This window comes from Neorhizobium puerariae (assembly GCF_042429745.1).
In the GTDB taxonomy this organism is placed as follows: domain Bacteria; phylum Pseudomonadota; class Alphaproteobacteria; order Rhizobiales; family Rhizobiaceae; genus Neorhizobium; species Neorhizobium puerariae.
In genome coordinates this window covers 195,453-222,423 of sequence record NZ_JBHMAA010000024.1, presented here as the reverse complement: position 1 = coordinate 222,423, position 26,971 = coordinate 195,453, and the positions used below count along the sequence as shown (strand labels likewise).

General features: G+C 63.8%; 24 protein-coding genes. 13 read left to right on the top strand and 11 right to left on the bottom strand.

The features are described 5' to 3' along the window. Window positions 1–163 precede the first annotated feature (163 nt). Window positions 164–1,180 (top strand): porin, encoded by a 1,017-nt coding sequence (locus ACFFP0_RS20670; protein WP_377264082.1) that lies wholly within the window; start codon window positions 164–166, stop codon window positions 1,178–1,180. A gap of 342 nt (window positions 1,181–1,522) precedes the next feature. Here ACFFP0_RS20670 and ACFFP0_RS20665 read toward each other — a convergent pair whose 3' ends face one another. Next, window positions 1,523–3,616 (bottom strand): lytic transglycosylase domain-containing protein, encoded by a 2,094-nt coding sequence (locus tag ACFFP0_RS20665; protein ID WP_377264081.1) that lies wholly within the window; start codon window positions 3,614–3,616, stop codon window positions 1,523–1,525. Window positions 3,617–3,834: 218 nt separating this feature from the next. On the opposite strand from ACFFP0_RS20665, the gene dapA reads away from it, so the two are divergent. Both dapA and smpB read left to right on the top strand, forming a co-directional pair. Further along, entirely contained in the window at window positions 3,835–4,719 is an 885-nt protein-coding gene (gene dapA, locus ACFFP0_RS20660; protein WP_377264080.1) for a 4-hydroxy-tetrahydrodipicolinate synthase, read from the top strand. Window positions 4,720–4,842: 123 nt separating this feature from the next. Continuing rightward, the gene (gene smpB / locus ACFFP0_RS20655) at window positions 4,843–5,319 is read left to right on the top strand and encodes an SsrA-binding protein SmpB (RefSeq protein ID WP_377264079.1); all 477 of its coding nucleotides are present in this window, start codon (window positions 4,843–4,845) and stop codon (window positions 5,317–5,319) included. Window positions 5,320–5,382: 63 nt separating this feature from the next. On the opposite strand, the gene ACFFP0_RS20650 is transcribed toward smpB, so the two are convergent. After that, a complete protein-coding gene (locus ACFFP0_RS20650; protein ID WP_377264078.1) occupies window positions 5,383–6,468 on the bottom strand; it encodes a bifunctional transcriptional activator/DNA repair enzyme AdaA in 1,086 nt (361 codons plus the stop codon). 130 nt (window positions 6,469–6,598) lie between these two features. Then, complete coding sequence (locus ACFFP0_RS20645; protein ID WP_377264077.1) at window positions 6,599–7,174, bottom strand: LabA-like NYN domain-containing protein; 576 nt, start codon at window positions 7,172–7,174, stop codon at window positions 6,599–6,601. 288 nt (window positions 7,175–7,462) lie between these two features. Here ACFFP0_RS20645 and rpoZ point away from each other — a divergent pair, with 288 nt between their 5' ends. The 8 genes from rpoZ (at window position 7,463) to era (ending at window position 14,359) form a co-directional block, all read left to right on the top strand. Continuing rightward, on the top strand, window positions 7,463–7,864 hold the full coding sequence (gene rpoZ / locus ACFFP0_RS20640) for a DNA-directed RNA polymerase subunit omega (RefSeq protein ID WP_377264076.1): 402 nt from the start codon (window positions 7,463–7,465) through the stop codon (window positions 7,862–7,864). A gap of 219 nt (window positions 7,865–8,083) precedes the next feature. After that, complete coding sequence (locus ACFFP0_RS20635; protein ID WP_377264075.1) at window positions 8,084–10,300, top strand: RelA/SpoT family protein; 2,217 nt, start codon at window positions 8,084–8,086, stop codon at window positions 10,298–10,300. A gap of 183 nt (window positions 10,301–10,483) precedes the next feature. Beyond that, window positions 10,484–10,639 carry a DUF3563 family protein gene (locus ACFFP0_RS20630; RefSeq protein ID WP_377264074.1) on the top strand — a complete coding sequence of 52 codons (156 nt, stop codon included), beginning with the start codon at window positions 10,484–10,486 and terminating at the stop codon, window positions 10,637–10,639. 225 nt (window positions 10,640–10,864) lie between these two features. Continuing rightward, the gene (locus tag ACFFP0_RS20625; protein ID WP_377264073.1) at window positions 10,865–11,425 is read left to right on the top strand and encodes a DUF2062 domain-containing protein; all 561 of its coding nucleotides are present in this window, start codon (window positions 10,865–10,867) and stop codon (window positions 11,423–11,425) included. A 28-nt stretch (window positions 11,426–11,453) separates the two neighbouring features. Then, window positions 11,454–11,858, top strand: a complete 405-nt coding sequence (acpS, locus tag ACFFP0_RS20620; RefSeq protein WP_377264072.1) for a holo-ACP synthase — start codon at window positions 11,454–11,456, stop codon at window positions 11,856–11,858. Between the two features lie 90 nt (window positions 11,859–11,948). Next, the gene (gene lepB, locus ACFFP0_RS20615; RefSeq protein WP_377264071.1) at window positions 11,949–12,698 is read left to right on the top strand and encodes a signal peptidase I; all 750 of its coding nucleotides are present in this window, start codon (window positions 11,949–11,951) and stop codon (window positions 12,696–12,698) included. Beyond that, complete coding sequence (rnc, locus tag ACFFP0_RS20610) at window positions 12,698–13,411, top strand: ribonuclease III (protein WP_377264347.1); 714 nt, start codon at window positions 12,698–12,700, stop codon at window positions 13,409–13,411. Before lepB ends, rnc begins: the two co-directional genes overlap by 1 nt. Before the next feature lie 9 nt (window positions 13,412–13,420). Further along, on the top strand, window positions 13,421–14,359 hold the full coding sequence (gene era / locus ACFFP0_RS20605; protein ID WP_377264070.1) for a GTPase Era: 939 nt from the start codon (window positions 13,421–13,423) through the stop codon (window positions 14,357–14,359). A 78-nt stretch (window positions 14,360–14,437) separates the two neighbouring features. Here the strand turns inward: era and ACFFP0_RS20600 are convergent, their stop codons facing one another. Further along, window positions 14,438–14,848: a hypothetical protein gene (locus ACFFP0_RS20600; RefSeq protein ID WP_377264069.1), complete on the bottom strand. Its 411-nt coding sequence runs from the start codon at window positions 14,846–14,848 to the stop codon at window positions 14,438–14,440. Window positions 14,849–15,037: 189 nt separating this feature from the next. Here ACFFP0_RS20600 and recO point away from each other — a divergent pair, with 189 nt between their 5' ends. Further along, a complete protein-coding gene (gene recO / locus ACFFP0_RS20595; RefSeq protein ID WP_377264068.1) occupies window positions 15,038–15,790 on the top strand; it encodes a DNA repair protein RecO in 753 nt (250 codons plus the stop codon). A 4-nt stretch (window positions 15,791–15,794) separates the two neighbouring features. Here recO and ACFFP0_RS20590 read toward each other — a convergent pair whose 3' ends face one another. From ACFFP0_RS20590 to ACFFP0_RS20575, 4 genes are all read right to left on the bottom strand, one after another. After that, window positions 15,795–17,039, bottom strand: coding sequence for an MFS transporter (locus ACFFP0_RS20590; protein WP_377264067.1), 1,245 nt, complete (start codon window positions 17,037–17,039; stop codon window positions 15,795–15,797). 209 nt (window positions 17,040–17,248) lie between these two features. Then, window positions 17,249–18,148 (bottom strand): DMT family transporter, encoded by a 900-nt coding sequence (locus tag ACFFP0_RS20585; protein ID WP_377264066.1) that lies wholly within the window; start codon window positions 18,146–18,148, stop codon window positions 17,249–17,251. Between the two features lie 199 nt (window positions 18,149–18,347). Beyond that, the gene (locus ACFFP0_RS20580) at window positions 18,348–20,207 is read right to left on the bottom strand and encodes an ABC transporter ATP-binding protein (RefSeq protein WP_377264065.1); all 1,860 of its coding nucleotides are present in this window, start codon (window positions 20,205–20,207) and stop codon (window positions 18,348–18,350) included. 123 nt (window positions 20,208–20,330) lie between these two features. Further along, window positions 20,331–20,945 carry a TetR/AcrR family transcriptional regulator gene (locus ACFFP0_RS20575; RefSeq protein ID WP_377264064.1) on the bottom strand — a complete coding sequence of 205 codons (615 nt, stop codon included), beginning with the start codon at window positions 20,943–20,945 and terminating at the stop codon, window positions 20,331–20,333. Window positions 20,946–21,068: 123 nt separating this feature from the next. Between ACFFP0_RS20575 and ACFFP0_RS20570 the strand changes: the two genes are divergently transcribed. Further along, window positions 21,069–22,304, top strand: coding sequence for an MFS transporter (locus ACFFP0_RS20570; RefSeq protein WP_377264063.1), 1,236 nt, complete (start codon window positions 21,069–21,071; stop codon window positions 22,302–22,304). A gap of 106 nt (window positions 22,305–22,410) precedes the next feature. On the opposite strand, the gene ACFFP0_RS20565 is transcribed toward ACFFP0_RS20570, so the two are convergent. From ACFFP0_RS20565 to ACFFP0_RS20555, 3 genes are read right to left on the bottom strand one after another with little or no spacing between them, the layout of a single operon-like run. Next, a complete protein-coding gene (locus ACFFP0_RS20565) occupies window positions 22,411–23,259 on the bottom strand; it encodes an MOSC domain-containing protein (protein WP_377264062.1) in 849 nt (282 codons plus the stop codon). An 11-nt stretch (window positions 23,260–23,270) separates the two neighbouring features. Then, window positions 23,271–23,921, bottom strand: a complete 651-nt coding sequence (locus ACFFP0_RS20560; RefSeq protein WP_377264061.1) for an HD domain-containing protein — start codon at window positions 23,919–23,921, stop codon at window positions 23,271–23,273. Next, window positions 23,918–26,701 carry a DUF2339 domain-containing protein gene (locus ACFFP0_RS20555; RefSeq protein WP_377264060.1) on the bottom strand — a complete coding sequence of 928 codons (2,784 nt, stop codon included), beginning with the start codon at window positions 26,699–26,701 and terminating at the stop codon, window positions 23,918–23,920. The genes ACFFP0_RS20560 and ACFFP0_RS20555 overlap by 4 nt, the downstream gene beginning before the upstream one ends. Between the last annotated feature and the right edge of the window lie 270 nt (window positions 26,702–26,971).

Here is a 26,971-nt window from a genome sequence, read left to right as displayed (position 1 = left end):
TTCGGTATCGATTTTGTGACAAAAAAGAGACTGCCGGTTTGCAATCGCACGTCTAACTGGTGTCCGTATGGGTGAACTTGCTTGTCACTCCACAGGAACGGCGGATAATCGGCCGGGTACTGGGGTTCACTTGCTTTTTTGATTTCTGACTGGAGGTCAAGTAATGAAGATCAAAAGCCTTCTCATTGGTTCGGTTGCCGCTCTTGCGGGTGTATCTGGCGCTCATGCTGCTGACGCGATCGTGGCTGCGGAACCGGAACCGCTGGAATATGTTCGCGTTTGCGACGCTTTCGGCACTGGCTATTTCTACATTCCTGGGACCGAAACCTGCCTGAAAATTGGCGGTTACGTTCGTTTCCAGGTTGACATTGGCGATAGCGTCAATGGTTTCAATGGCGGCGACTGGGATGCATGGACCCGCGGCCGCCTTGAAGTAACGTCCAAGAGCGACACCGAACTCGGCACGTTGACCGGCTTCATCGCCATCCATGGTGAAGCTTCCCGTGACGGTTCCAACAGCACCAGCAATGATGATTTCTACTTCGATGAAGTCTATCTGCAGCTTGGTGGCTTCAAGGCTGGTACCTACCTTAGCTGGTGGGATAACGATCTGGCCGGCGAGTCCGATCTGCTGAGCAACAATACCCGCTACACCTCTGTCGCTTATATCTACGAAAACGATGCGTTCCTTGCAGGCTTGCAGGTCGATGAAATCACCGACAGCATTGCTGCTCACGGCGACAGCCAGGGCGTAGGTATCGAAGCGATCGTCCGTGGCAAGTTCGGTGCCGTCAGCGCCGAGTTGCTCGGTTCTTACGACATCGAAGCCGAAGAAGGCGCGATCCGCGGCATGCTTTCGGCTGATGTCGGCCCGGGTTCGCTCCAGCTTGCCGCTCTCTGGTCCAGCGCGCCGAGCACTTATTACGAGGCAGCTGAATGGGCAGTCGCCGCGCAGTATGTCATCAAGGCAACCGACAAGCTCGAGATCATCCCGGAATTCAACTATTTCTGGAACACCGATCTTGACATTGATGGTGACTACACCGGCGACGACTTCTGGACCGCTGGCGCCACCATCAACTACCAGATCACCGAAGGCCTCAAGTCCAAGGTTGCCGTTGCTTATTCCGACGGCAGCGAAGACTGGGCTGGCTTCGTCCGCCTGCAGCGCGACTTCTGATCTGACCGAAGTTGAAATTAAGGAGCCCGGCGTTCGCGCCGGGCTTTTTTGTTTGAGGGAGCGGAGCGTTGGGAGAAGGCCTGCTTATCGTGCTCGCGTGGCGCTGATGATCGAAACCGCGCTTGAGGTGGATGTGCTTCCTCGAAGGTGGGACGCGGTTCCGGGATAGCGGGAAGAGACAGATCCCTGAAGCGCGTCGCTCCCCCTCGACTAACGGAATTGACGCGTGGGTTCCTCAGCCTCGGCGGTCATACCGGTGCAGCGAGCTGCGTCATATGTTTCCACGTTGTCGCCGGGAGATCGGGAGCGGGACCCACTACCCGTCAACGCCCTCTCGGACGGCTATTGCCGTCCGAAGCGCAGGTCCGTCTCGATATCGGCCTTCTGGCCGAGCCGGGTTTTGTAGACCTGATAGTTTTCCATCACGCGCTGCACGTAGTTGCGGGTTTCGGGGAAGGGGATGCGCTCGATCCAGTCGACCACGTCATCCAGCGATCTGCCGCGCGGGTCTCCGTAGCGGCCGATCCATTCCGGCACCCGCTTTGGGCCGGCATTGTAGGCGATGAAGGTGAGGATGTAGGAGCCGCCGAACGTGTCGATCTGCTCGCCGAGGTAATGCGCGCCGAGCGTGGCGTTGTAGCCGGCGTCGGTGGTGAGTTTCGTTGCGGCATAGGAAAGGCCGTGCCGTTTGGCGACGCCCTGGGCGGTGCCGGGCAGGAGTTGCAGGAGGCCGCGCGCATTGGCGGCGGAGACCGCAGCCGGATTGAACGCGCTTTCCTGTCGGGCGATGGCATAGGCAAGCGCCTTGCCGGAGCCGGCGATATTGGCGCCCGACGGAATGACGCCGATCGGGAAGGCCAGCGCCGCGACCTCGATGCCGCGGCCGAAGGCGGTCTTGCCGATCTGCAGCGAAAGGGCGTGGTTGTCTTTCGCCTCTGCACGGGCGGCGAGGATGGCGAGTTCACCGGGGCTGGTGATCTCGTCGGCCAGCGCCCGGTAAAGCGCGCCGGCCCGCTTCTCGTGGCCGGTAACCTCCAGCCGGGCGATGGCTTTCACGGCCTCGCGGTTTTCGAAATTCTGCCGGTCCGTGGAAGAGGGCGAGGGGTAGGTGACGTCGAGCGTCCTGATGTTCAGGCGGGCGGCGGCAAGCTGGCCGTAGAACGTGCCGGGATGGCTCGCCGCCTTGGCGAAGAACTCGCGTGCGTTGCCGGGACCGCCGTCTTCCGCGGCACGGCCGAGCCAGTACCAGGCGCGTGAGGCCGAAAGGGGCCGATTGGAACTGTCGAGGATCTTGCGGAAATGCTTCTCCGCGGCGGCGGGGTCGCGTAGCGCCCGCAGCGCATACCAGCCTGCGTGGAATTCCGCATCGACGATATCGGTGGAGGAGGTGGCGACATAATCCGCTGCGGTCCTGTAGGCGAGCTTGAAATCGCCCTGATCGGCAAGCCCGCGCGCCACGATGCGCCGTTCGTTCCACCATTCGGTCACGTTGACGAGTCTGGACGCTTCCCGGGGCGCTTTTCCGAGGAGGTCGGCGGCGTCGCGGTATTTGTCCTGCCGGCGGAGGTATTCGATCCGGGCGAAGAGATAGCCCGCGTCGCTCTTCCAGGAGCCATCCGCCGCATTGAGAAGAGTTTCGGCATTCTTTGCGTTGCTGATGACGGCGGCCCAGGCCTTGTAAAGCGACTGGGCCTTGCCGAGGTCGCCGAAGCGCTTCGCCTGAGCCGCGCGGCCCTTGTACATCAGGTAGTCCATGCGCGCCTTGTGGTCGGCGGGCGAGAGGAGCGACGGAAACTCGGCGAGGATCTTGTCTTCCGTCGGCTTGTCGAGCGGCTCCGAAAGCCAGAGCTGGCGCAACGGGCGGGCAGCTTCGGCCGTTCTGCCCGTGGCGGCCAGCGCCCGGGCAAGGATGATCGCGCCCTCGGTGGTTTCCGGCCGGGTCGGGCCGAAGGCCGCAAGCACGGCGGCGGCCGGCGGGTTTTCCCTATAAAGGGCACGTTCGGAATTGGCGCGCAGGTTTTTCAGGCCGGGCCAGCCCTTCAGTTCCCGCTGGGCGAAGGCGATTTCGCCTGAAGGCACGCCCGGTGCGCCCGAGGTGGCTATCGCCCAGGTGAGGATATGGCGGTCCAGCGAGCCTTCCGAAAGGCCGTTCCGGATGGCGAGCGCCGTTGCGATATCGTTGTCGGAAAGGGCATCGAGACCTTCCTTGAGCACGATCGCGGGCTGCAGCCGTCCGGTGCGGGGAATGGCGCCGGTCACGTCCGGCGAAGGCGCTGGCATGGGCATGGGCATGGCGGTGGGCACGGGTGTGGAGACCGGGTTTTCCGGCTTCACGAACGGCAGCGGGACGGCGCCGTCGGAAGGCGGCGCGGCAAGGCTCTGCATGCTCGCGGCGCCAAGCCCCAGAGCGGCGAGGATGAGAACGGACCTGTTCATCCGGAAACTCGCGAAAAAGATGTCTAACCCCTATTAGCCGCTGCGCAGATTAATGAAACCTTACCACCATTATGAAAATGCGCGATTTCTTATATGGAATTCCGCATGAAATCCCTTGCTGCCGCGCTTGTCGCCGCTTTCCCGCCGCTTTATGGTGCGCGACCTTATAGTCACGGATTGCGGCAGCAGAATGAAACGCTGCCGATTGGGAGCTTTGCATGTTCAAGGGATCAATGCCCGCGCTCGTCACCCCTTTCGCTACCGATGGTTCGGTGGATGAGGATGCCTTTGCCGCGCATGTGGATTGGCAGATCGGCGAAGGCAGCAGCGGCCTCGTGCCGGTCGGCACGACGGGTGAATCGCCGACGCTGTCCCATGACGAGCACAAGCGCGTCGTGGAACTCTGCATCGAGGTGACGAAAAAGCGCGTGCCCGTGATCGCCGGCGCCGGCTCCAACAACACGAGGGAGGCGATCGAGCTTGCCGTGCATGCGGAAAAGGCCGGCGCGGATGCCGTTCTGGTCGTCACGCCCTATTACAACAAGCCCACCCAGAAGGGCCTGATCGCGCATTTCTCGGCGATTGCCGAAGCGACGAAGCTGCCGATCATCATCTACAACATCCCGCCGCGTTCGGTCATCGACATGCTGCCGGAAACGATGGGCGCGCTTGCGAAGGCGCACAAGAACATCGTCGGCGTCAAGGATGCGACCGGCAAGATCGAGCGTGTCTCCGAACAGCGCATCACCTGCGGCAAGGATTTCGTCCAGCTCTCCGGTGAGGATGCGACTGCGCTCGGCTTCAACGCCCATGGCGGGGTCGGCTGCATTTCGGTGACCGCCAATGTCGCGCCGCGCCTCTGTGCCGAATTCCAGGCCGCGACGCTCGCCGGCGATTACGGCAAGGCGCTGGAATATCAGGACCGGCTGATGCCGCTGCACAAGGCGATCTTCATGGAGCCCGGCCTCTGTGGCGCGAAATACGGCCTTCACAGGACGCGCGGCATGAACCGCACCGTCCGCTCGCCGCTCATCTCGACGCTGGAGCCGGCAACCGAGGCGGCGATCGATGCGGCCCTGCGCCATGCAGGCCTCTTGAACTGACGTGAAGCAGGGCCTGTTGCCCCGCTTCACATTTTGCGCCTTGCGCATTACATAGTCGTCAACCCCGCTCATCGCCCATGGGCGGGGATTTGTTTTCGGATAAGGGCGGAACGGAATTCGGTCATGGCACCCAAAGGCAGCCAGCGCACGGTGAACAAGATTGTCGCGGAAAACCGCAAGGCCCGCTTCAACTACGAAATCGTCGATACCTACGAGGCCGGCCTGGTGCTGACGGGAACCGAGGTCAAGTCCCTGCGCGACGGCAAGGCGAATATCGCGGAATCCTACGCTTCGGACGAAGGCGAAGAGATCTGGCTGATCAATTCGCATCTGCCGGAATATCTGCAGGCGAACCGCTTCAACCATGAGCCGCGTCGCCGCCGCAAGCTGCTGCTTTCCAAGCGCGAGATCAACCGGCTGCGCGCCGCGATCAACCGCGAGGGCATGACGCTCGTGCCGCTGAAAATCTATTTCAACGAAAAGGGCCGCGCCAAGCTGGAACTTGCGCTCGCCAAGGGCAAGAAGCTGCATGACAAGCGCGAGACGGAGAAGGAACGCGACTGGAACCGCCAGAAGTCACGACTTCTGAAGGCGAACTGACCATGTCCTCGCCGTCTCCTGCCGTGGCCTTTTCGGTCGCCTGCGTCGCGGGTTCGACCTTTCTCAGGATGCCGCAGCAGCCAAATGGCCTTCCCGGCGGGCGGCCATGCGTCGCTCGTGTTCGATGAGCCAGCGCTTGCGCCACAGTCCGCCGCCGTAACCGGTGAGGCTGCCATCGGCCGAAAGCACCCGGTGGCAGGGGATGACGATGGCGATCTGGTTGGCGCCGTTTGCGCCCGCGACCGCGCGGGTGGAGGAGGGCAGGCCGAGTTCGGCCGCGATCGCGCCGTAGGTTCGCGACGTGCCGACCGGAATGGCGCGCAATGCGTCCCAGACCTGCCGCTGGAACGGCGACCCGTGGCCCGCGAGCCGCGTCCTGAAGCCGAGATCTTCTCCGGCGAAATAGGCTTTCAACTCTGCCTCGATCTCGTCGATCGGCGGGTGGCGGCCCATGACGATGCCGCTGCCGGTGAACGTCTGCAGCTTCCTGATTTCCGCCGGCAGGGCCTTGCGTTCGGCGAATTCGAGGAGATGCAGGGCATGCTGGTCGGCGATCGCCATCATCGGCCCGATCGGCGTCTCGATCCAGTCGGCCCGGAGCAGGGGCTTGTCGCGCAGGCTGGCGGGAGCCGCGCCGAAGAGTTTCGTCACCGCGCTGCGGAATCCGCTGCCGGATTCGTAACCCGCGTCGATCTGTGCGTCGATGACGCTGGCGCCGGATGTCAGCGTTTCGGCCGCCTTGCCCATGCGCCTCAGCCGCGCGACCTCCAGGAAGCTCATGCCGAACTGCCGCTTGAAGGCGCGCCGCGCGGTCGATGGATCGATGCCGAGGAAGCCCACATCCTCCTCGCTCCAGCGGCGGTGCGGATCGGCATCGAGCGCGGTGAGAAGCCTGGTCACCATCGGATCGGCCTCGCCGAGCTTCAGCATGGGCCGGCAGCGGCTGCAGGGGCGGAAGCCCGCCTCCAGGCATTCCGCGATGGTCTCGTAGAAGGTGGTGTTCTCGCGCTTCGGCTTGCGGGCCGGGCAGGTGAGGCGGCAGAAGACGCCGGTCGTCCTCACGGCCGCCCAGGCAAAACCTTCATAGGCTGCGTCGCGGGCGACCAGCGCGTCATAGAGGGTGTCGTCGGAAGGGCGTTCGAATAGCATGTCGCAAGTTCTAGCCCAAAATGAAGAAAGGCGCCGCCGAAAAACGGGCGCCTATTCTTCACCGCATGTCATGCAAGGTTGCGTGACGGTTTTCAAGACGGAATATGGAGACGGATCGCCGCCCGAAGGCTCACAGATCGGCCGGCTCCGTGTGCTCCGCCGGGCGGGGCGGGCGTTCGGAAGGATCGCGGCCGACTTCGGCTTTGAGCGTCATCAGGTCGATGAAATGATCGGCCTGGCGCCGCAGGTCGTCGGCGATCATCGGCGGCTGGGTCTGCATCGTGGAGACCACGGAAACCTTGCGTCCCTTGCGCTGCAGGGCCTCGACCAGCGTGGTGAAATCGCCGTCGCCGGAGAAGAGCACGAGATGGTCGACCGTTTCCGACTGCTCCATGGCATCGATCGCGAGCTCGATATCCATGTTGCCCTTGATCTTGCGGCGCCCCATGGAATCCGTGAATTCCTTGGCGGGCTTGGTCACGACCTTGTAGCCGTTGTAATCGAGCCAGTCTATCAGCGGGCGGATGGACGAATATTCCTGATCTTCGATCAGCGCCGTGTAATAATAGGCCCTCAACAGGTAGCCGCGCTTCTGGAAAGCCTTCAGCAGTTTACGATAATCTATGTCGAAGCCGAGGCTTTTCGATGCAGCGTAAAGATTGGCGCCGTCTATGAAGAGAGCAATCTTCTCTCTTGGATCAAACATATGGTCTCCATCCCCTTGTTCTTATGAGCCTGCTCGGCAGGTGGAGCCTCGGTCAATATAAATTGAACGAAAACTCCGGAATAATCCACTACATTACGAACTATTCATATATCTGTCATTTATGGCACGATTCGCAATAATCCAAGCATCTAGCGGTTGAATTTGTTTCCGTCCCCGGAAGACCTTCGTAGGGGGCAACGAAGGGCATCGTCAGGAAAAACTTGAATTTGCCGCACAATGGCTGTATCGGGCGTAGCAATCCCGGAAATCCATGACAAAGGACAGGCAATGGCCCGTGTCACAGTAGAAGATTGCATTGACAAAGTCGACAACCGTTTCGAGCTGGTGCTGCTTGCCAGCCACCGCGCCCGCCAGATCTCGCAGGGCGCGTCGATCACGGTCGACCGCGACAATGACAAGAACCCGGTCGTCGCCCTGCGTGAGATCGCTGACGAGACGCTTTCCCCCGACGACCTGAAGGAAGACCTCATCCATTCGCTGCAGAAGCATGTGGAAGTGGACGAGCCCGAGCCCGATCCGGCTTCGCTGATCGCCGCGGGCGGGGTTGCCGTGGCGTCCGACGAGGAAGAGGATCTTCCGGAAACCGTCACGTTCGACCAGATGTCGGAAGAGGAACTGCTGGCCGGCATCGAAGGCCTCGTGCCGCCGGAAAAGAGCGACGACTACTAAGAGCGGGGTACACCGGACGAAATCTTCATTTGGCAAGTTTTCGTTCATTCTCTCGCCCTAATCTGTTTGAATGTTTTATGATGGCTGCGCCAATCTGACGGTTGGCGCGCCATTTTCTTTTCGCCCGGAGCCGCTGCCTGCCATGGGAAAGCGGGTGGGAACCGGTCCCGGGCATCCCTGCATGTGTCAAGACGAGCGGTATCGAGGACTTTTTTCAGGATGATGCGGCAATACGAGCTCGTGGAGCGGGTTCAGAAGTACAAGCCCGACGCCAACGAAGCTCTTCTCAACAAGGCTTATGTCTATGCCATGCAGAAGCATGGCCAGCAGAAGCGCGCAAGCGGCGACCCCTATATCTCCCACCCGCTCGAAGTCGCCGCGATCCTGACCGACATGCATCTCGACGAGTCGACCATCGCCGTCGCCCTGCTGCACGACACGATCGAGGATACGACCGCCACCCGCGCCGAGATCGACGAGCTGTTCGGCGAGGATATCGGCCGCCTCGTCGAGGGCCTGACCAAGCTGAAGCGGCTCGACCTCGTTTCCAAGAAGGCGAAGCAGGCGGAAAACCTGCGCAAGCTGCTGCTCGCCATTTCCGACGACGTGCGCGTGCTCCTCGTCAAGCTCGCCGACCGGCTGCACAACATGCGCACGCTGGAGCACATGAAGCCGGAGCAGAAGGCGCGCATTTCCGAAGAGACCATGGATATCTATGCGCCGCTCGCCGGCCGCATGGGCATGCAGGACATGCGCGACGAGCTGGAGGAACTGTCCTTCCGCTACATGAACCCGGAGGCCTACGAGACGGTCACCAAGCGGCTCGTCGATCTCGAAGCCCGCAACGAAGGCCTCATCAAGAAGATCGAGGACGAACTGCGCGAACTGCTGATCGCCAACGGGCTGCCCGACGCCTTCGTCAAGGGGCGCCAGAAGAAGCCCTATTCGGTCTTCCGCAAGATGCAGTCGAAATCGCTTTCCTTCGAGCAGCTTTCGGACGTCTACGGTTTCCGCATCATCGTCGGCGACATCCCGTCCTGCTACCGGGCGCTTGGCATCGTCCACACCCGCTGGCGTGTCGTGCCGGGCCGCTTCAAGGATTATATCTCCAACCCGAAGCAGAACGATTACCGCTCGATCCACACGACCATCGTCGGTCCGTCGCGCCAGCGCATCGAGCTGCAGATCCGCACCCAGCTCATGCAGGAGATCGCCGAATACGGGATCGCGGCGCATGCGCTTTACAAGGACGGCCGGGCGGGGGAGCTCCTGCCGCGCGAATCCAACGCCTATTCCTGGCTCCGCCACACGATCGAATCCCTTGCCGAAGGCGACAATCCGGAAGAATTCCTAGAGCATACCAAGCTCGAACTCTTCCAGGACCAGGTCTTCTGCTTCACCCCCAAGGGCAAGCTGATCGCGCTGCCGCGCGGCGCCACGCCGATCGACTTCGCCTATGCGGTCCACACCAATATCGGCGACACGACGGTGGGGGCCAAGATCAACGGCCGCATCATGCCGCTCGTGACGCGGCTCAACAACGGCGACGAAGTGGAGATCATCCGCTCCGGCGTGCAGGTGCCGCCGGCGGCCTGGGAAGAGATCGTCGTCACCGGCAAGGCGCGCTCGGCGATCCGCCGCGCCACCCGCATGGCGATCCGCAAGCAATATGCCGGCCTCGGCCACCGCATTCTGGAGCGCACCTTCGAACGGGCGGGCAAGGTCTTCTCCCGCGAGGCGCTGAAACCCGCCCTGCACCGCCTGGCGCACAAGGATGTCGAGGATGCGATTGCCGCCGTCGGGCGCGGCGAGCTGTCCTCGCTGGATGTGCTGCGGGCCGTTTTCCCCGACTATCAGGACGAGCGCGTCACCGTGAAGCCGGCCGCCGACGACGGCTGGTTCAACATCGGCAATGCGTCGGGCATGATCTTCAAGCTGCCCCACCAGCGCTCCGTCACGCCGGAAGAGGCGGAGGCGGGACCGGACCCGCTGCCGATCCGGGGGCTTTCCGGTAACATGCAGGTGCGGTTCGCGCCGAGCGGGGCCGTGCCGGGCGACCGCATCATCGGCATCATGGAAGAGGACAAGGGCATCACGATCTATCCGATCCAGGCTCCTTCGCTGCAGCGCTTCGACGACCAGCCGGAGCGCTGGATCGACGTGCGCTGGGATCTCGACGAGGCGAACAAGTCGCGCTTCCCCGTGAGGATCGAGGTCAACACGCTGAACGAGCCCGGCACGCTTGCGACCGTCGCCCAGACGATCGCCCGTCTCGACATCAACATCCGCACGCTGGCCATGGGCAGCAACCGCGCCGACGATTTCTCCGAGATCACCATGCAGGTCGAGGTCTGGGACCTCAGGCAACTGAACCAGCTCCTGTCGCAATTGAAGGAGCTCGACTGTGTGGCGAACCTGAAGCGGGTGTATGATTGAAAGATGGCCGGTCCAGGCTCTCGGATTGAATGACTGCCTTTGGGCCGGAAGCAGTCGCAGACTCCCCGCCCATTTCCCTGCCATGCTCCCGATGCAACCCTGGCCGGCGCTTGTCGCGTTGGTAAAACATGAGGCCCTGTCTTATATTGCTGCAGTGCAATATGAGAAAGAAGGAAGAAACCCATGTTTGACTCTGTCCGCAGGATCGCCCGTGCGTTCCGCGTCCCGACCGTTCAGGACCGCGAGATCGCCTATCTGAACGAAGCCCGCGACCGGATCGACCTCGAATACCGGATGCGCCAGATCGACCGCGGCATGTTCCGCAAGTCCGGCTTCTGAGGCTTCGACCGTTTCCGCCGCGCAGGAAAAGAGCTGCGCGGCCTGTGCAAGGCTTTGCGCCCGTCGTGCAACGAAAGAGGGCGTTTCCCCGGTGGAAGCCGGTCCGGTCGGGGGCCGGGCCAATTTTCGCCATCATCTTCGGCTTGGGCTATGGCTGCTTGATTGATCGAAGAGTCCCGCAGCCGGCTGGATGAAAACCGGACTGCCGATGAACCAGATAGCCCCATGCCGTTCCGCCGCCGTACCCCGCCTGGATTTCGCGAAAGACTGCGCCATGCCCTCCTGCCCCGGAAGGGGTTCCGTCGCGTCCTCGGCTATTATCGTCTGAAAGTGATGCGCATCGGCGGTTCGCCGCATGCCGTGGCCGCCGGTCTGGCGGTCGGCGTCATCAGCGCCTGGACGCCCTTCCTCGGGCTGCATATCCTCCTGGCGATCCCGGTCGCCTATCTGCTTGGCGGCAGCGTGATCGCCGCCGCGTTGGGCACGACCTTCGCCAATCCGCTGACCTGTCCGTTCATCTGGCCGCTCACCTGGAAGATCGGCGAGATGATTCTCGGCAACAGCACGACCGGTCACGACCGTCTCGATCTCGGCGCGCTTTTCCACCATCTCGACGTTTCGCAGCTCTGGCGCCCGATCCTGGAACCGATGCTGATCGGCTCCATCCCGCCCGGGCTCTTATGCGGCCTTTTCTTTTATGCCGTCACCTATTGGGGCGTGCGCAGTTTTCGCCGTACGCGGCTGCAGCGCTTGACGGCGCGCGCCGGAACGCTCAAGTCAGTGTGAAGACTGACCGCGTTGGGAACCAGACTGCATGATCATCGGCTTGGGCAGCGACCTGATCGACATCCGCCGGGTGGAGAAATCCATCGAGCGCTTCAGCGAGCGCTTCACCCACCGTTGTTTCACGGAGATCGAGCGGGCGAAATCCGACCGCCGCAAGAACCGCGCCGCGTCCTATGCCAAGCGGTTCGCCGCCAAGGAGGCCTGTTCCAAGGCGCTCGGCACGGGGCTTGCGAACGGCGTGTTCTGGAAGGACATGGGCGTCGTCAACCTGCCCGGTGGCAAGCCGACCATGGTGCTGACCGGCGGCGCGGCCGAAAGGCTGGCCGAAATGGTCCCGGCCGGCCATGAGCCGGTGATCCACGTCACCATCACCGACGAATACCCTTACGCGCAGGCCTTCGTGGTCATCGAGGCAAGGCCTGTCCCGGCCTGATCAGCCACCCGTGACCCCATGGGCCATTGCCGCGGGTTCGCGAAGGGTTTAGAAAGCGGCACTCCGCCGGAAAGAGAAAGAAATTTGAACGTGTCCGAAAAAGCCGAGACGAAGCAGCAGAACAGCCTCTGGGAAAACATCAAGGTCATCATCCAGGCATTGCTGCTGGCAATGGTGATCCGCACGGTTCTCTTCCAGCCGTTCACCATTCCGTCCGGCTCGATGATGCCGACGCTGCTCGTCGGCGACTATATCTTCGTCAACAAGTTCGCCTACGGCTATTCGAAATATTCGCTTCCCTTCTCGCCGGATCTCTTCTCCGGCCGGATACTGGAATTCAACGAGCCGAAGCGCGGCGACGTCATCGTCTTCCGCCTGCCGAGCCATCCGGACGTCGATTATATCAAGCGCCTGATCGGCCTGCCGGGCGACCGCGTGCAGATGATCAACGGGGTCCTCCACGTCAACGGCAAGCCGGTGCCGAAGCAGGCTGACGGCACTTTCACGTCCGACTACAGCCTCGATCCGGGCACGGATGTGCCCGTCTTCCGCGAAACGCTGGACAACGGCGTCACCTATGACACGCTGGACCATTCGCCGGTCTCGCGCGGCGACAACACCCAGGAATTCGTGGTTCCGGAAGGCCATTATTTCTTCATGGGCGACAACCGCGACAATTCGCTCGACAGCCGCTTCGACGTGGGCATGGTGCCCGCCGAAAACCTCGTCGGCCGCGCCAGCGTCATCTTCTTCTCGCTCGGCAACGACACGTCCTTCCGTGAAATCTGGAAATGGCCGACCAACATGCGTTGGGATCGGATTTTCAAGGTCGTCGAGTGATGAAGGCAAGGGCGCTTTCGGCGGAGGAACGCGGCCAGCTTGAAAAAGCCATAGGTCATGAATTCGCCGACAAGCAATGGCTCGACCGCGCGCTCACCCATGCGAGCACCGGTTCGGCCAAGGGTGCCAATTACGAGCGGCTGGAATTCCTCGGCGACCGCGTGCTGGGGCTCTGTGTCGCCGAACTCCTGTTCAAGACGTTCCGCACCGCGACGGAAGGCGAGCTTTCCGTTCGCCTGAACCAGCTCGTCAGTGCCGAAAGCTGCGCCACCGTGGCGGACGAGCTGGAACTGCACCGGTTCATCCGCACCGGGGCCGACGTCAAGAAGCTCACCGGCAAGCGCATGATGAACGTGCGCGCCGATGTGGTGGAAAGCCTCATCGCCGCGCTCTATCTGGATGCGGGGCTGGAGGCCGCGCGCGCTTTCATCCTGAAGCACTGGGAAGGCCGTGCGACCCGCGCCGATGGCGCGAGGCGCGACGCCAAGACCGAACTGCAGGAATGGGCGCACGCGAAATTCGGCCTCACGCCCTCCTACAGGGTCGATGACCGTTCCGGGCCGGATCACGATCCGCGTTTCACGGTGACGGTGGAAATCCCGGGCGTCGCGCCGGAAACCGGCGTCGACCGCTCCAAGCGGGCCGCCGAGCAGGTGGCCGCGACGAAAATGCTCGAACGCGAAGGCGTGTGGCAGAAGCCCGCCCAACAATGATTGGATATCATGACGGAAAATGAGAACATCGCCGGCGACGACACCGGGGCCGGCGCGACCCGCTCCGGTTTCGTCGCGCTGATCGGCGCGACCAATGCCGGCAAGTCGACGCTGGTGAACCGCCTTGTCGGCGCCAAGGTGTCGATCGTCAGCCACAAGGTGCAGACGACCCGCGCCATCGTGCGCGGCATTGCGATCCACGACAACGCGCAGATCGTCTTCATGGATACGCCCGGCATCTTCAAGCCGCGCCGCAGGCTCGACCGTGCCATGGTGACGACCGCCTGGGGCGGGGCGAAGGACGCCGACCTCATCATGCTCCTGATCGACAGCGAGCGGGGCATCCGGGGCGATGCCGAGACGATCCTCGAGGGGCTGAAGGAGGTCCATCAGCCCAAGATCCTCGTCCTCAACAAGATCGACCGGGTGAAGCCGGAAGACCTGCTGAAGCTTGCCGCCGCCGCCAACGAGTTCGTGACCTTCGAGCGCACCTTCATGATCTCGGCCACCACCGGCTCGGGCTGCGACGACCTGATGGACTATCTGGCGAAGACGCTGCCGGAAGGGCCGTGGTATTATCCCGAGGACCAGATATCCGACCTGCCGATGCGCCAGCTCGCGGCCGAGATCACCCGCGAGAAACTGTTTCTCAGGCTGCACCAGGAACTTCCCTATTCTTCGCATGTCGAGACGGAGAAATGGGAGGAGCGCAAGGACGGCTCGGTCCGCATCGAGCAGGTGATCTACGTCGAGCGCGAGAGCCAGAAGAAGATCGCGCTCGGCAAGGGTGGCGAGGCGATCAAGGCGATCTCGACCGCGTCGCGCAAGGAACTGGCCGAAATCCTCGAACAGCCCGTGCATCTCTTCCTGTTCGTCAAGGTGCGCGAAAACTGGGGAGACGACCCGGAACGCTTCCGCGAGATGGGACTGGAATTCCCGAAGGGCTGATTGCCAGATTTGCCCCATTCGTCCCGGTGAGGGCCGGATAGCCGCATATGCCGGTCTGTGGTCAGATCCTCGGACCCGTTACTTCTTCGCCCGGTCCATCAGCGCCTTGACTTCCTGATAGCGCCGCCGGTTCTCCGGTTCCTGCTCGTTCGGGCCGTAGCAGGTTCTCGATATGCAGAAGCGCAGCAGGCTGAAGGGCGGCTGCGCCTTGTCGAACTGGCATTCGATCTCGTTGCTGAAATCGGTCGGCTTGGCGTCCTCGCGGGTGGAATAGGTCAGCCGCGCGCCCGGCGGGTCGAGTTCGGGGAAGGACTGCACGATGCCGGTCTTGATGACCGGCGCCAGCAGGAAATTCCTGGCGACCGCGATGCAGGCCTGTTCGAGCTGCGGCGACTGGGCGGCCGCGGGGGAAGCGGTGAGAAGCGCGGCAGGCATGGCCGGAAGAATGGGGGCGGCAAGGGTGAGGGCGGCGAGAAGGGCGTGTTTCATGGGGGCTCCCGGGCGCGTCGTGCGGCATTGTGAACTTTCCGCACAGGAATCCAGATGGAGCCCTTTTTGTTCCAGGCAAGCCGGCGCATCGTCACGTTTGCGGGAAGGACCGCGGGAGCAAAAAGCGATTCAGTCTGAACCCCTTATGGGGTAGTGTTGAATCGTTCCGGAAGGATGTTGAATCATCACATGCAGTGGCAGGACGAAGGGATCATCATCGGCATCAAGCGCCACGGCGAGACGAGCGTCATCGCCGAACTGATGACCCGTGAGCGCGGCCGGCATCTGGGCCTCGTGCGCGCCGGCCGGTCGCGGGCCATGCAGCCCGTCCTGCAGGCGGGAAACCGGGTGGAGGCCGTCTGGCGGGCCCGGCTCGACGAACATCTCGGCGAGTTCAAGCTGGAGCCGATCCGGCTGCGTGCGGCAAAGCTCATGGAAACCGCGACCGCCGTCTACGGCGTGCAGGCGATGGGCGCGCTTCTGCGGCTTCTTCCCGAGCGCGATCCGCATCCGCATCTGTTCGAGGCGCTCGACGTCATCCTCGATGCGCTGGACGATCCGGCCGACGCAGGCGAGCTTTTCGTGCGCTTCGAGCTGGCGGTCCTGAACGATCTGGGATTCGGCCTCGATCTTTCCGAATGCGCCGCCACGGGGGCGAGGGAAGAACTCGTCTACGTCTCGCCGAAGACTGGCCGCGCCGTCTGCCGCGAGGCCGGGGCTCCCTATGCCGACCGGATGCTGGCTCTGCCGGCCTTCCTGGGAGAAGGGGCGGCGCGTGCGGCGGATCGGGAAAGCATGGCGTCGGCCTTCCGCCTGACCGGCTTTTTCCTGCACCGGCATGTCTACGAACCCCGTGGCCTGACGGAAAACGCCGCCCGCGACGGTTTCGTGCAGGCGGCGTTGAAGGCCCTGTCCCGGGCGGCCGAGCGTCAGGCGGGGTGATTTCCTATTCGGCCGGCTGCGCGGCGATGAGCGCCGTCCTGTCGACCGGCCTTTCCTGGATCGGCCAATGCACGACCGCGGCGAAGACGCCGAGCGCGACGCCCAGCCACCAGACCGGATCGTAGGAGCCGAACCGGTCGTAGAGGAAGCCGCCCATCCATACGCCCAGGAACGATCCCACCTGGTGCGACAGAAAGACGATGCCGCCGAGAAGCCCGAGATGCCGCGTGCCGAACATGATGGCGACGAGCCCGTTGGTCGGCGGCACCGTGGAGAGCCAGAGCAGCCCCATGACGATCGCGAAAACGATGACCGAAAGGGGCGTCTGCGGCAGGACGAGGAAGACGGTCACCGCGACCGAGCGGGCAAGGTAGATATAGGCCAGGAAATAGGGCTTCGAATAACGCTGGCCGATCATCCCGGCGCTGAACGAGCCGATGACGTTGAAGAAGCCGATCAGCGCCATGGCGATCACCGCGTAGCGGGCGTCTATGCCGATATCGCCGAGATAGGCCGGGAAATGCGCGGTGATGAAGGCGACCTGGAAGCCGCAGACGAAGAAACCCGATGTGAGCAGAAGATAGCTCTGGTGGCTGAAGGCCTCGCGCAGCGCCTGGCCGACGGTCTGGTCGACCTCGCTTCTGGACTGCGTGCCGGAGCGGGCGTTGCCGCGCAGGGGCCAGGCGAGCAGGGGGATGGCGAGCATCATGAAGCCCATGATGACCAGGCTGTCCGACCAGCCGTAGGTGCTGATCAGCGCCTGGCTCAGGGGCGCGAAGAGGAACATGCCGGCGGAACCCGCCGCCGTGCCGATGCCGAAGGCCACCGAACGCTGTTCGGGCGTCACGTTGCGGGCGAAGGCGGAAAGGATCGTGCCGAAGGAGCCGGCGCCCACGGCAAGCCCCACCATCACGCCGCCGGAGAGATGCAGGATGGGGATCGAATGGGCCGAGGACATCAGGAAAAGGCCGGCGGCATAAAGCAGGCCGGAGAATGTCAGCACCCGTCCCGTGCCGTATTTGTCGGCGAGCGCCCCGAAGAAGGGCTGGCCGAGGCCCCAGGCGAGGTTCTGGATCGCCATGGCAAGGCCGAATGTGGAGCGGTCCCAGCCGGTATCGGCGAGCATCGGAAGCTGGAAGAAGCCCATTGCGGAGCGCGGGCCGAAGGTCAGCATGGCGATCAATGCGCCGGCGGTGATGATCAGCCAGGGCATGGAAGCGCGGGCAGCCAGGGGCTTGGATTGGCTCATGGGTTTCCTCCTCTACACGATTGGGGCGCCGTGCGTCCTTTGGGGCGCACAAAGGATGCTTTAATCTATTGAAGCGACGTATCGTGCTTTCCGAAAATCGATTCCGGTTTTCGGGCCGATGCTGTGGGAAATCATACTGTCTGCGCGGCGATTCATAAAACAAGTTTTGCTCAATCAACCCATCACCGCATTTGATGTGCGGATGGCGGTCACGGCGTGCCGGGCGGGTCGATGGCCGGCGGCGGCGTGCGTCCGAGCCGGGCCTCGCGCCAGATGGTGAAGATGCCGGCGCCGATGACGATGGCGCTGCCGGCGATCATGTTGACGGTCATGACCTCGCCGAAGACGAAGACGCCGATCAGGCAGACCAGCACGGACTGGATGTAGGACATCGGCTGCACGACGACCGCGTCGAGCAGGTCGAAGGCGCGGATCAGGAGGTAGTGGCCCGTCATGCCGGTTATGCAGAGCACGAGCATCCAGAGCCAGTCGCCGGGCGTGATGTTCGTCCAGTAGAACGGGCCGATGAGCGTGATGGCGGCGGCACCCGCCACGCCGGTGTAGAAGAAGGACGTGTCCGCCGTGTCCGTGCGGCTCGCAAGCCGGGTCATCACCGAATAGAGCCCGAACATCAGCGTGGCGACGATCGGAATGACGATCTTCGCATCGAACGTCGCATGCAGCGGATTGACGATCAGCAGGATGCCGACGAAGCCGATGCCGATCGCCGTCCAGCGGCGCCAGCCGACCTTTTCTCCGAGCAGCGGCACCGAGAGACAGGCGACGACGAGCGGCGTCGCGGCGAAGATCGTATGGCTGGCGGCCAGCCCGACCCGGGAGAACGAGGTGATCGACACGACGATCTGCAGGGCCAACAGAACGCCGCGGGCGATCTGCAGCCAGAGCCGCTTGGCCGTGACCGCGCCTTTGAGGCCGACGGGCGAGCGGCTGGCGAGAACGAGCGCGAAACCGGCAAATGCCCAGTAGCGGACCATCGTCACGAAGATCGGCGGGTAGGCGGTGCCGAGATGTTTCGAAATGCCGTCCTGCACGGAGAAGATGGTCACGGCCGTCAAGGCGCACAGGAGGCCGGTGGACCGAGATGTCATGTGGGCAGTCTCTTTCGGGGCGCGTGTGCGGCCGGCCGTAGGGCAGGCCGGCTGGAGCAGGGATGGACAGGAGGGATGCTATGCTTCGTTTTGACTATTCGCAAACTGGGCGGACAACCGGTTTTTGGGAATAGCTGCCATGCGTGACGCGGGAGTGTCGCGGCGAGGGAGGCCGGCGGGGCGGCTCCCGGCGGAAATCTCAGGAGGCGTCATCGTCGGCGGCGATATAGCCGCCGGTCTGCCGTCTCCAGAGACGGGCATAAAGGCCATCGCGCGCAGCCAGTTGATCGGGCGTTCCCTCCTCTATGATGCGTCCCTTGTCGAGAACGATGATCCGGTCCATCTTCGCGATCGTCGACAGGCGGTGCGCGATGGCGATCACTGTCTTGCCTTCCATCAGCATGGCCAGTTTCTCCTGGATCGCCGCTTCCGACTCGCTGTCGAGGGCGGAGGTCGCCTCGTCCAGCACGAGGATCGGAGCATCCTTGAGAAGCACCCGCGCGATCGCCACGCGCTGCCGCTGCCCGCCGGACAGCTTCACGCCCCGGTCGCCGACGAAGGCGTCATACCCCTTGCGCCCTTCGCTGTCGGCGAGGTCTGCGATGAAGCCATCGGCCTGTGCGGCCTTCGCGGCCTGTTCGATCTCCTGCTGCGACGCGGCCGGCCGGCCGTAGCGGATGTTGTCGCCGACCGAACGATGCAGCAGGGCGACCTCCTGGGAAATGACGCCGATATTTTCCCTGAGGCTTGCCTGCGTCACCGACCGGATGTCCTGGCCATCGATCAGGATCGAGCCGCTCTTCAGGTCATAGAACCGCAGCAGCAGATTGACCAATGTGGTCTTGCCCGCCCCGGAAACCCCGACCAGTCCGACTTTCTCGCCCGCTTGAACGGTCAGGGACAGGGCGTCGATCACCTTTCTCTCCGGCCGGTATGCAAATCCGGCATTCTCGAAGCGTATCTCGCCGCGTGAAACGGCGAGCGGTGCTGCGTCCGGCGCGTCCGTAATCGCTGGCGGCGTGGTCATCACCGGCATGGCGTCGCGGATGGTGCCGACGGCCTGGAAAACCTGCTGGCCCATCTGCAGAAATGCCCGGGCGTTCCCAGACAGGCGCTGGGTGATGTAGAGCGCGGCGACGAACTGGCCGGTGCTGATGAAGCCCGCCACCATGCCCCGGAAGCCGATGGTCAGCATGGCAAGCCACAGGAGGACGTTGAGCATCAGAATGCCGGTGTCGGTCGTCAGGTAGATACGCCGCTCCTTCTGCTGGGTTTCCACCGCCTTCGCGAAAGCGTGGCGCAACGCACCGGCTTCGCTGTCTTCCGCGGCGAACTGCTTCACCATCTGGATGTTGCTGTAGAGGTCGGTCATCGAACCGACCAGAAGGCTGCGCTGGCGAGCCGAACGGCGGGATCGTTCGGTGAAGTGCGGGACCGCTACGACGGCGATGACGATGCTCGCGATCACCCAGATGAAAACCGGCAGCGCCAGTGGCCAGGCGACCGTCCCCAGCAGGAACAGCGACCCGGCGAACTGAACCAGGAAATGCGGGATCGTGTGAAAGGCGACGACTACCTGCTGCTGGACGGCTGAGGCGACCTGTGACAGGCGCGAGGCCACCTGGCCGGCGAAAAGATCATGAAAAAAACCAAGATCCTGTCGTTCGACCGCCTTGTGCCCCTGCCACTGGATCGCCGCCGGCATGCACACGGCAATCGCCTGTGAGGCAAGCGCATTGGCGAGAAATGCGAAGAGGGGCAGGATCGGAAACAGCAGGGCGGCCATGACGGCGAGCAGATGCCAGTCGTCCTGCAGGAAGGCCGCCGCGCCCTTCGCGACGACCCCGTCGACGATGATCGACAGGCTCCAGATCAGGAAAAGGTTGATGCCTTCCACCAGCATGGCAAAGACCGCGATGGAAACGAGAATTCCCCGGAACATCCTGATGAAGTGCAGGAGAAGCGTGAAGGGACCGCGGGAAGGCAGGCGCCGAAAGGGAATGTCGAGCGGACGGATCAGCGTTTCGAAGGGGCGATAGACGAAATCTGAAAAGGACATGGCAGATGAAAAACCGGCATCGGATTGAATCGTGAAAGGGAATCCGTCAGCCATCTAACCACAGATTGACGACGGCCGGCACGAAATCTTCCCGACGTTGCGGTCCGGTCGTTCGCGGCGCCCTCAATCCTCCGCCTTCTCCTTGAGCAGTCCGGAGACCATCACCAGAAATGTCTCGACCGCCTTTTTCGACACCGCTTGCGGATTTTCGGCGCCGGCGATCCACAGCGCGGCGCTGAGCGTCGTGCCGTTGATCAGCCGCGCAGCCGCTTCCGGGTCGACCTCGCGGATCGTATTCTCGTCGATCAGCTTCTGGATGCTGGCGGTCATGGTGCGGACGCAGGCGTTCTGGTTCGGCCATTGCGACGGATCGCCGAGCACGGCCGGCCCGTCGAGCAGCATGATGCGCTGGATCTCGGGCTCCAGCGCCATCTCGATATAGGCCACGCTTTCGTCGAGCAGACCCTGCCATGCGGTTTTCGCCTGGCCGGAAATGGCGCAGAGCCGGGCTGACATTTCCGCGTCGATCTCGGCGATCACCGCCTGAAGCAGGCCCTTCTTGTCGCCGAAATGATGGTAGAGGGCGCCGCGCGTCAGCCCCGCTTCCGCGGTGAAATCGTCCATGGAAGCGTCGGCATAGCCTTTGGCGGCAAAAGCGTGCCGTCCGGCGGCAATCAGCTTGGCCCGGGTTTCGGCGATCATTTCCTTGCGCGGCCTGGGGAGGGTCTTGGGCGCCATGTGGACTCCGGAAATATTGGCATACGCGACGTATGTGAATTGACATACGTCGCGTATGCGTCTATTCAACTCTCATACGCGGCGTATGTAAAGGTCATCCCAAGATAACGCAAGGAATCCGACATGCCCAATCCCTACCGTGAAATATTCCGGCGACCGGGAACCAGGGGTTTTTCCGCTGCAGGCTTCGTAGCCCGTCTCCCATTGCCGATGACGACGATCGGCCTTGTCGCCATGCTGTCCCAGACCCACGGCGAATACTGGATCGCCGGTGCGGTTTCCGCCACGTTCGCGCTTGCCAACGCCTTCATCGCGCCCCAGGTCTCGCGCTGGGTGGACAGGAAGGGCCAGTCGGCGGTTCTTGTGCCGACGACGGTCGTCACCTTCGTCGCCATGCTCGGGCTTGCGGCGGCCGCCTGGCTGCGCTGGCCCAACTGGATGCTCTTCGTCTTCGCGGTGATCGCCGGCCTGATGCCGAGCATGATGGCGCTGGTGCGCGCCCGCTGGACGGAAATCTATCGCGACCGGCCGGAACTGCACACGGCCTTCGCCTTCGAATCCGTGCTGGACGAAGTGGTCTATATCTTCGGTCCGGTGCTGGGCATCGGTCTCAGCGTCACCTTCTTTCCCGAGGCGGGCGTGCTCGCCTCCGCGGCCTTCCTGGTGATCGGGACTGCGCTTTTCGTCGCCCAGAAATCCACCGAGCCCCGGGTCGATCCGCGGCGCCAGACGGGCGGCGGCTCGGTCATGCGGCTTGTTCCCATGTGGTTCGTGGTCGCCGTCTTCGCCGGCATGGGCGCGATCTTCGGCACGGCCGAGGTCTCCGTGGTCGCCTTCGCGGAAGCCATGGGCAACAAGGGAGCGGCGAGCTATGTCCTGTCGGCCTATGCCGCGGGCTCTTTCATCGTCGGCCTCGTCGTCGGCGCCATCAGGTTCGAGACGCCGCTGGCCCGCCGCCTCGTCTTCGTGAGCCTCATCGCCGCCGTCACCACGCTGCCCATGCCTTTCGTCGGCAATCTCTGGACGTTGACGCTGGTGGTCTTCTTTGCCGGCGCGGCGATCTCGCCGACCTTCATCACCGGCATGAGCCTGATCGAGCGCATCGTGCCCGCCTCGCAGCTCACGGAAGGCATCACCTACGCGATGACTGGCGTCGGCATCGGCTTCGCGGCCGGCTCCTCCGTCGCCGGATGGACGATCGATGCCTATGGCGCCTCGAACGGCTTCTGGGTGGCGGTCGCCGGCGGCGCGGTGGCGTTTGCGACCATGCTCATCGGCCACGGCCGCCTGAGCCGCCCGTCGCGGCAGGTAGATACCCCGTCTGCCGCCCCAACTGCGACATTGAATCCGGCGGAGTGACCCGGATCAGACCCCGCCGGGTTCTCCGAAGCGGCATTTTCCGGCAGTTGCAACAGGAGAGGTGATCGGGGCTCCATGCGAAGGCGATCAAGATCGCCTGATCCGCTTATCCCCGCCGCTTGATCGCCCAGGCCTCGCGCTCCGCGATGACCGTTGCCCCGTCTCCGATCCTGATCCGCCCGGTGCTGCGCGGCACGGCGTTCCAGCCGAAGAGGGGACCGGGCACCCGCCGGTCCGCCGACATGCGGATGCGGCCCATGGCCGGCATCGGGCTCGGCACCTCGCGCGAGCCCGTCTTCTGGTCCTGCGTCGTCATGATGCAGCGGGCGCAGGGTTTGGCAAAGTCGAAGCGGATGCCGGCGATCTCGATGCCTTCCCAATTGTCTTCCGCCCAGGCCTCGTCATGGTCGAGCACGATGTTCGGCCGGAAGCGCTCTATGCCGACCGATCCCTCGCCGTGTTTCGCCATGTCCGCATTGAGCGCCGCGAGCGATCCGGTCGTGGTGACGAGAACCTGATAGCCGTCGGCAAACGTGACGGGCATGTCCGGCCCGGCCCATTCGGGGCTGGCCGTGCGCTCTGCCTGCCGGTCGAAAAAGACGAGCCGCACGTCGCGGCCGAGCCACCCGGACAGGGTGTCGTTGACCGCTTCGTCCGCCACTGCGGCATTCACGATCGATCTCCACACCGCCACATCCATGCGCCGGTCAGCCGGCGGCTGCGCCACATGGAGCTCACCCCTGCCGTCCATGGCAAAGCGGAAGCCGCCGTCTTCCGGCGTCACCTGGATCTGCGCCAGGGCCTGCAGTTCCCGCTGGGTGATGAAATGGCCGGATGCGTCGGTCACCATCATCCGCCGGTCGCCGGGAATGCCTTCCGGGGCGATCTCGGCCTCGGCAAGCGCGATGCCGCGGCCGCTCTTCAGGGGATAGAAGTTCAGTTCACTGACGCGCATGAGGGTATCCTTCAGATTTCGTCGATGAAGAGGTCCCGGATCTGTTTCAGCCGCTCATGCCGCTCGGCCGCAAGCGTCCGGCCGGTCGCGGTCCCGAACCCGTCGGCGAGCTTGAACAGCTTCACCTCGAAATGGTCGATCGCAAAGCTCTTGTCGTCGAGCGGCCGTTCCCTGGCAAGCGGATCGGCCGGATCGTAGAGGCTCGATCCCATGCGGCCGGCGATATAGAAGCACCGCGCCGCGCCCACGATGCCGATCGCATCCAGCCGGTCCGCATCCTGCAGGATTTTCGCCTCCAGCGTTTCGGGCGTTATGTTCGCCGAAAAACTGTGAGCCGCGACCGCGTGGGCGACGGCGGAGACATCCGCCTCCGGCCATCCGAGTTCGGCGAGGATCGCCGAGGCCTTTTCCGCGGCGAGCCGCGAGGCCTGGGACCGCAGCGGCGAATTCTTCTCCACCGCGACGCAATCGTGCAGCAGGACGGCTGCCGCCAGCACCGTGCCGTTGCCGCCTTCGCGCGCGTGGATGCGCATGGCGTTCTTGAAGACGCGCAGGATATGGGCGATGTCGTGCGAGCCGTCGTCGCCTTGCGTCGCGTGGGGGATCAGGGTTCCGGCAAGCGTTTCGAAGGGCGAGAAGGCGGCGGCGAGCGATGCTGTCACGAGGCTGGTTCCTCAGAATCGGTGGTGGCGGGTGCGCCGTTCTTCTTTACCAGAATGCGCTGGTAGAAAAGCCCGATCCCGATCAGCACCGCGCCGAGTCCGATGAAGGACAGCGCCCTCAGGATTCCTTCGAGGTTCGACATGTCGATGAGGAACACCTTGACCACGGCGATCAGCACGAGGCCTGCCGAGGCAAGCCGCAGGCTGCGCGCGTCGAGCCGCGAGCCGAGCACGAGCAGCGCCACGCCGATCAGCAGCCACACGACCGAATAGGTATAGGTCTCTCCCTGCAGGAAACCCTTCCAGTCGGCGATGTTCTCGCCCTGCCAGAAACGGCGCACCGACAGCGTCGCCCACAGGAAGCCGAGCACCGCGCCGGCCAGCGCCAGCATGACGACATAGGGCATCGGCCGGCGGCCGCGCGCATGAAAGGCGACGAGGCCATAGGCGAGTGCCGGCAGGAGATAGCCGAGGAGCAGCAGGTTGAAGAAAGGCCAGGGGCCGGTGTTCTCGCCGCTGAAATAGGGGTTGAGCGCGAAGAGATGCAGCGACAGGACGTTGATGGTCGCGATCACGCCGGCGATCATCGAGCCGAAGCGGAGGACCGGGCTCGGCGACCTCAGGTCGAGTGTCATGAGAACGCCCGAGAAGCCGACGGTGACCAGCGTGTAGATCGACTGCTCGCCGAGCGTCGGAACCCGGCTGTCCAATACGCCGCCGTTCATCGCGTGGCGGATGAGCACGGCGATCGTCATCAGCGCCGCCAGCGAGGCGAGCGCCTGCATGACGTTGCGGATGCGGAAATCCGGGGAATTCCGGAGTATCCAGGCGGTGGCGATCGCAAGCAGCGTCGGAATGCCGTAGCCGGGCAGGAGCGCGTTGAGGAAGGGCGTCGTGCCGAGGCTGTTCGGGCCGATCAGCGTCGGTTCCCAGGCGATGCGGCCGAAGACGATGAGGGTCGCCGCCGCCATCGCCCACGGAAGGGCCGGCCATGGCCTGACCCGCATCGCCAGCACATAGGCGAAGCCGAGCACCGAGACGAGGATGGTGGTGACGATGCCGTTGCTGAGCGCATGCAGCGCCAGCGTGAAGCCCGCGAAGGAGCCGGCAACGATGAGGTTGGCGGGCCAGTCGATCCGCCCCTGCGCCGTCTCGTCGCTCCGCCGGAACAGCCATTCGGCGCCGGCGAGCAATGCGAGGCCAAGCCCCAGTCCGTAAAGCCCGTGCGTCCAGTCGCGGCCGAGATTGCCGAAGTTGAGGAAGCTGATCGTCGCAAGCGCCACCGGCACCGCAGGCATCAGCACGGCCCAGACGGTCGAAAACTCGGGCTCTGCCCTGCGGAACCGCTTCAGGAAGGCGAAGCCGAGAAGCGTGAAAACGGCGCCGAGAAGCAGGGCGACGATGATTTCGTTGGTGAAAGCGAGGGTCTGGATCGGCTGGCCGTCGGTTTGTTCGGGCAGGACCGACGGCACGACATAGTCGAGCCAGGAAAGCGCGGTCAGCGTGATGCCCAGTACCGCGCCGGCCGCCGCGATCATCGCCGGCCAGACCGCATAGGCGCGGCTGGCCCCGAGCGCGCCGAGCACGGCGGCAAGCGCTCCGAAGGCAAACAGCGCCATGCCGGAGCCTTCGGTATGGCGCAGCACCATGGCAAGCGCCGGCAGCAGCGTCATGATCGAAACCGACAGGGTGATCTGCAACGGCGGCCGGCCGAGAAGCCCGCTCCAGCCGGAAGCGGCCGGCCGCTCGGCGCCATGGCGCGCTCCCGGCCAGAAGAACCCGGTGCCGCCGATCATGACGATCAGGGCGAGCGTTACAGGCATGGCGGAGAAATCGTCCGAGCCGAATATATAGGCAAGCGCCCAGAGCCCAACGCCGACATTGGCGAGCGTCGGCACGATAGTCCACTGACGGAAGCGCGAGGCGGCGTTGACCGCGAGCCAGGTCAGGCCGAGGAAGAGGAAAAGCGCGTTGGCGTTCGGTTCCTCGGTCGCCACCAGCGCCGGGGTGACCAGCGAGGCGAGCAGGCCGAGGCCCGCCAGCGCCTGCCCGTGCAGGAGCGACAGCGCAATCGTCGCGAACGAGACGAGTGCGAGCAGCAGGAAAGCCGTCGTGGGGCCGATGAATTCGTAGATGGCATAGGCGGCATAGGTCGCGCCGAGCAGCGTCACGGCGCCGGCCGCCGTCAGCGCGCCGGGGATCATCGCATTGCTGAAGCGTTCGGACATCTGCGGCATGGCGCGGCGGCGCACCAGTTCTCCCGCAGTCAGCAGGATCAGGCCGAACAGGGCGGCGAGCGTCAGTCGCGCGGCAGGCCCGAGCAGCCCGGCCTCGATCGAATAGCGCACCAGGAAGATGCCGCCGAAGGCGAGCGCCACGCCGCCCACCCAGACCGGCCAGCGGGCGCCGAGATAGCTTTCGAGGCTCTCGCGCGGCCTTTCCGCCGCCGCCGGCTGGAGAACGGGACCGGGCGCCACGGTCTCGTGGCCGGTGCCCGCATCCTTCATGGCCTCTGCCGTTTCGGTCTTCGCCAAAGCGGGTTCCCCGGCCGCCTCGCGCGCCGCAAGCTCGACGGGCGGCACCGGCTCCTCCCGGCTCGTCTCCGCCAGAGCCTCCGCCCGGACCGCTTCCGTCGATGCCGCCAGAGGAATGGCCGGCCGCCTGAGCAGATCGGCCTTGACCGCTTCCACTTCCTTTTCGAGCGCGGTCAGCCGGTTCGCCGTCTTGCGGTTGATGCCGATCATCACGACGACAAGGACGAGGAGTAGGATTTCGATCATCGGCATGCTCTGGGGTCCAAAGGGCGATCTTGCGGTTATACAATTGCCGGAGGAGGAAAGGGAAGGGCCTGCGGCCTGCGGTTCAGCGCTCGGAAGTATTGGAAACCATTGCACTTAATGCTTACGCGTCCCGGGATTTCCGGCTGCCCGGCCGGATCGGCGCCGCAGGCGGGTCCCGGCGGACGGTCCACCGGTCGTTTCCGCTGCCGAAAACGACGGCAGTTTTTTGTGTGCAAAACAGGCTTTTGATTATTTATTGATCAATACTAA

What these genes read in the sequence shown, in the direction of transcription:
- ACFFP0_RS20585 (WP_377264066.1), bottom strand. Translation starts at nt 18,148, where the DNA reads ATGACATCTCGGTCCACCGGCCTCCTGTGCGCCTTGACGGCCGTGACC.
- ACFFP0_RS20565 (WP_377264062.1), bottom strand. Translation starts at nt 23,259, where the DNA reads ATGCGCGTCAGTGAACTGAACTTCTATCCCCTGAAGAGCGGCCGCGGC.
- rnc (WP_377264347.1), top strand. Translation starts at nt 12,698, where the DNA reads ATGAAGGCAAGGGCGCTTTCGGCGGAGGAACGCGGCCAGCTTGAAAAA.
- smpB (WP_377264079.1), top strand. Translation starts at nt 4,843, where the DNA reads ATGGCACCCAAAGGCAGCCAGCGCACGGTGAACAAGATTGTCGCGGAA.
- rpoZ (WP_377264076.1), top strand. Translation starts at nt 7,463, where the DNA reads ATGGCCCGTGTCACAGTAGAAGATTGCATTGACAAAGTCGACAACCGT.
- ACFFP0_RS20575 (WP_377264064.1), bottom strand. Translation starts at nt 20,945, where the DNA reads ATGGCGCCCAAGACCCTCCCCAGGCCGCGCAAGGAAATGATCGCCGAA.
- ACFFP0_RS20630 (WP_377264074.1), top strand. Translation starts at nt 10,484, where the DNA reads ATGTTTGACTCTGTCCGCAGGATCGCCCGTGCGTTCCGCGTCCCGACC.
- dapA (WP_377264080.1), top strand. Translation starts at nt 3,835, where the DNA reads ATGTTCAAGGGATCAATGCCCGCGCTCGTCACCCCTTTCGCTACCGAT.
- ACFFP0_RS20570 (WP_377264063.1), top strand. Translation starts at nt 21,069, where the DNA reads ATGCCCAATCCCTACCGTGAAATATTCCGGCGACCGGGAACCAGGGGT.
- ACFFP0_RS20580 (WP_377264065.1), bottom strand. Translation starts at nt 20,207, where the DNA reads ATGTCCTTTTCAGATTTCGTCTATCGCCCCTTCGAAACGCTGATCCGT.
- ACFFP0_RS20650 (WP_377264078.1), bottom strand. Translation starts at nt 6,468, where the DNA reads ATGCTATTCGAACGCCCTTCCGACGACACCCTCTATGACGCGCTGGTC.
- recO (WP_377264068.1), top strand. Translation starts at nt 15,038, where the DNA reads ATGCAGTGGCAGGACGAAGGGATCATCATCGGCATCAAGCGCCACGGC.
- ACFFP0_RS20645 (WP_377264077.1), bottom strand. Translation starts at nt 7,174, where the DNA reads ATGTTTGATCCAAGAGAGAAGATTGCTCTCTTCATAGACGGCGCCAAT.
- ACFFP0_RS20635 (WP_377264075.1), top strand. Translation starts at nt 8,084, where the DNA reads ATGATGCGGCAATACGAGCTCGTGGAGCGGGTTCAGAAGTACAAGCCC.
- acpS (WP_377264072.1), top strand. Translation starts at nt 11,454, where the DNA reads ATGATCATCGGCTTGGGCAGCGACCTGATCGACATCCGCCGGGTGGAG.
- era (WP_377264070.1), top strand. Translation starts at nt 13,421, where the DNA reads ATGACGGAAAATGAGAACATCGCCGGCGACGACACCGGGGCCGGCGCG.
- ACFFP0_RS20625 (WP_377264073.1), top strand. Translation starts at nt 10,865, where the DNA reads ATGCCGTTCCGCCGCCGTACCCCGCCTGGATTTCGCGAAAGACTGCGC.
- ACFFP0_RS20590 (WP_377264067.1), bottom strand. Translation starts at nt 17,039, where the DNA reads ATGAGCCAATCCAAGCCCCTGGCTGCCCGCGCTTCCATGCCCTGGCTG.
- ACFFP0_RS20555 (WP_377264060.1), bottom strand. Translation starts at nt 26,701, where the DNA reads ATGATCGAAATCCTACTCCTCGTCCTTGTCGTCGTGATGATCGGCATC.
- ACFFP0_RS20600 (WP_377264069.1), bottom strand. Translation starts at nt 14,848, where the DNA reads ATGAAACACGCCCTTCTCGCCGCCCTCACCCTTGCCGCCCCCATTCTT.
- ACFFP0_RS20665 (WP_377264081.1), bottom strand. Translation starts at nt 3,616, where the DNA reads ATGAACAGGTCCGTTCTCATCCTCGCCGCTCTGGGGCTTGGCGCCGCG.
- ACFFP0_RS20670 (WP_377264082.1), top strand. Translation starts at nt 164, where the DNA reads ATGAAGATCAAAAGCCTTCTCATTGGTTCGGTTGCCGCTCTTGCGGGT.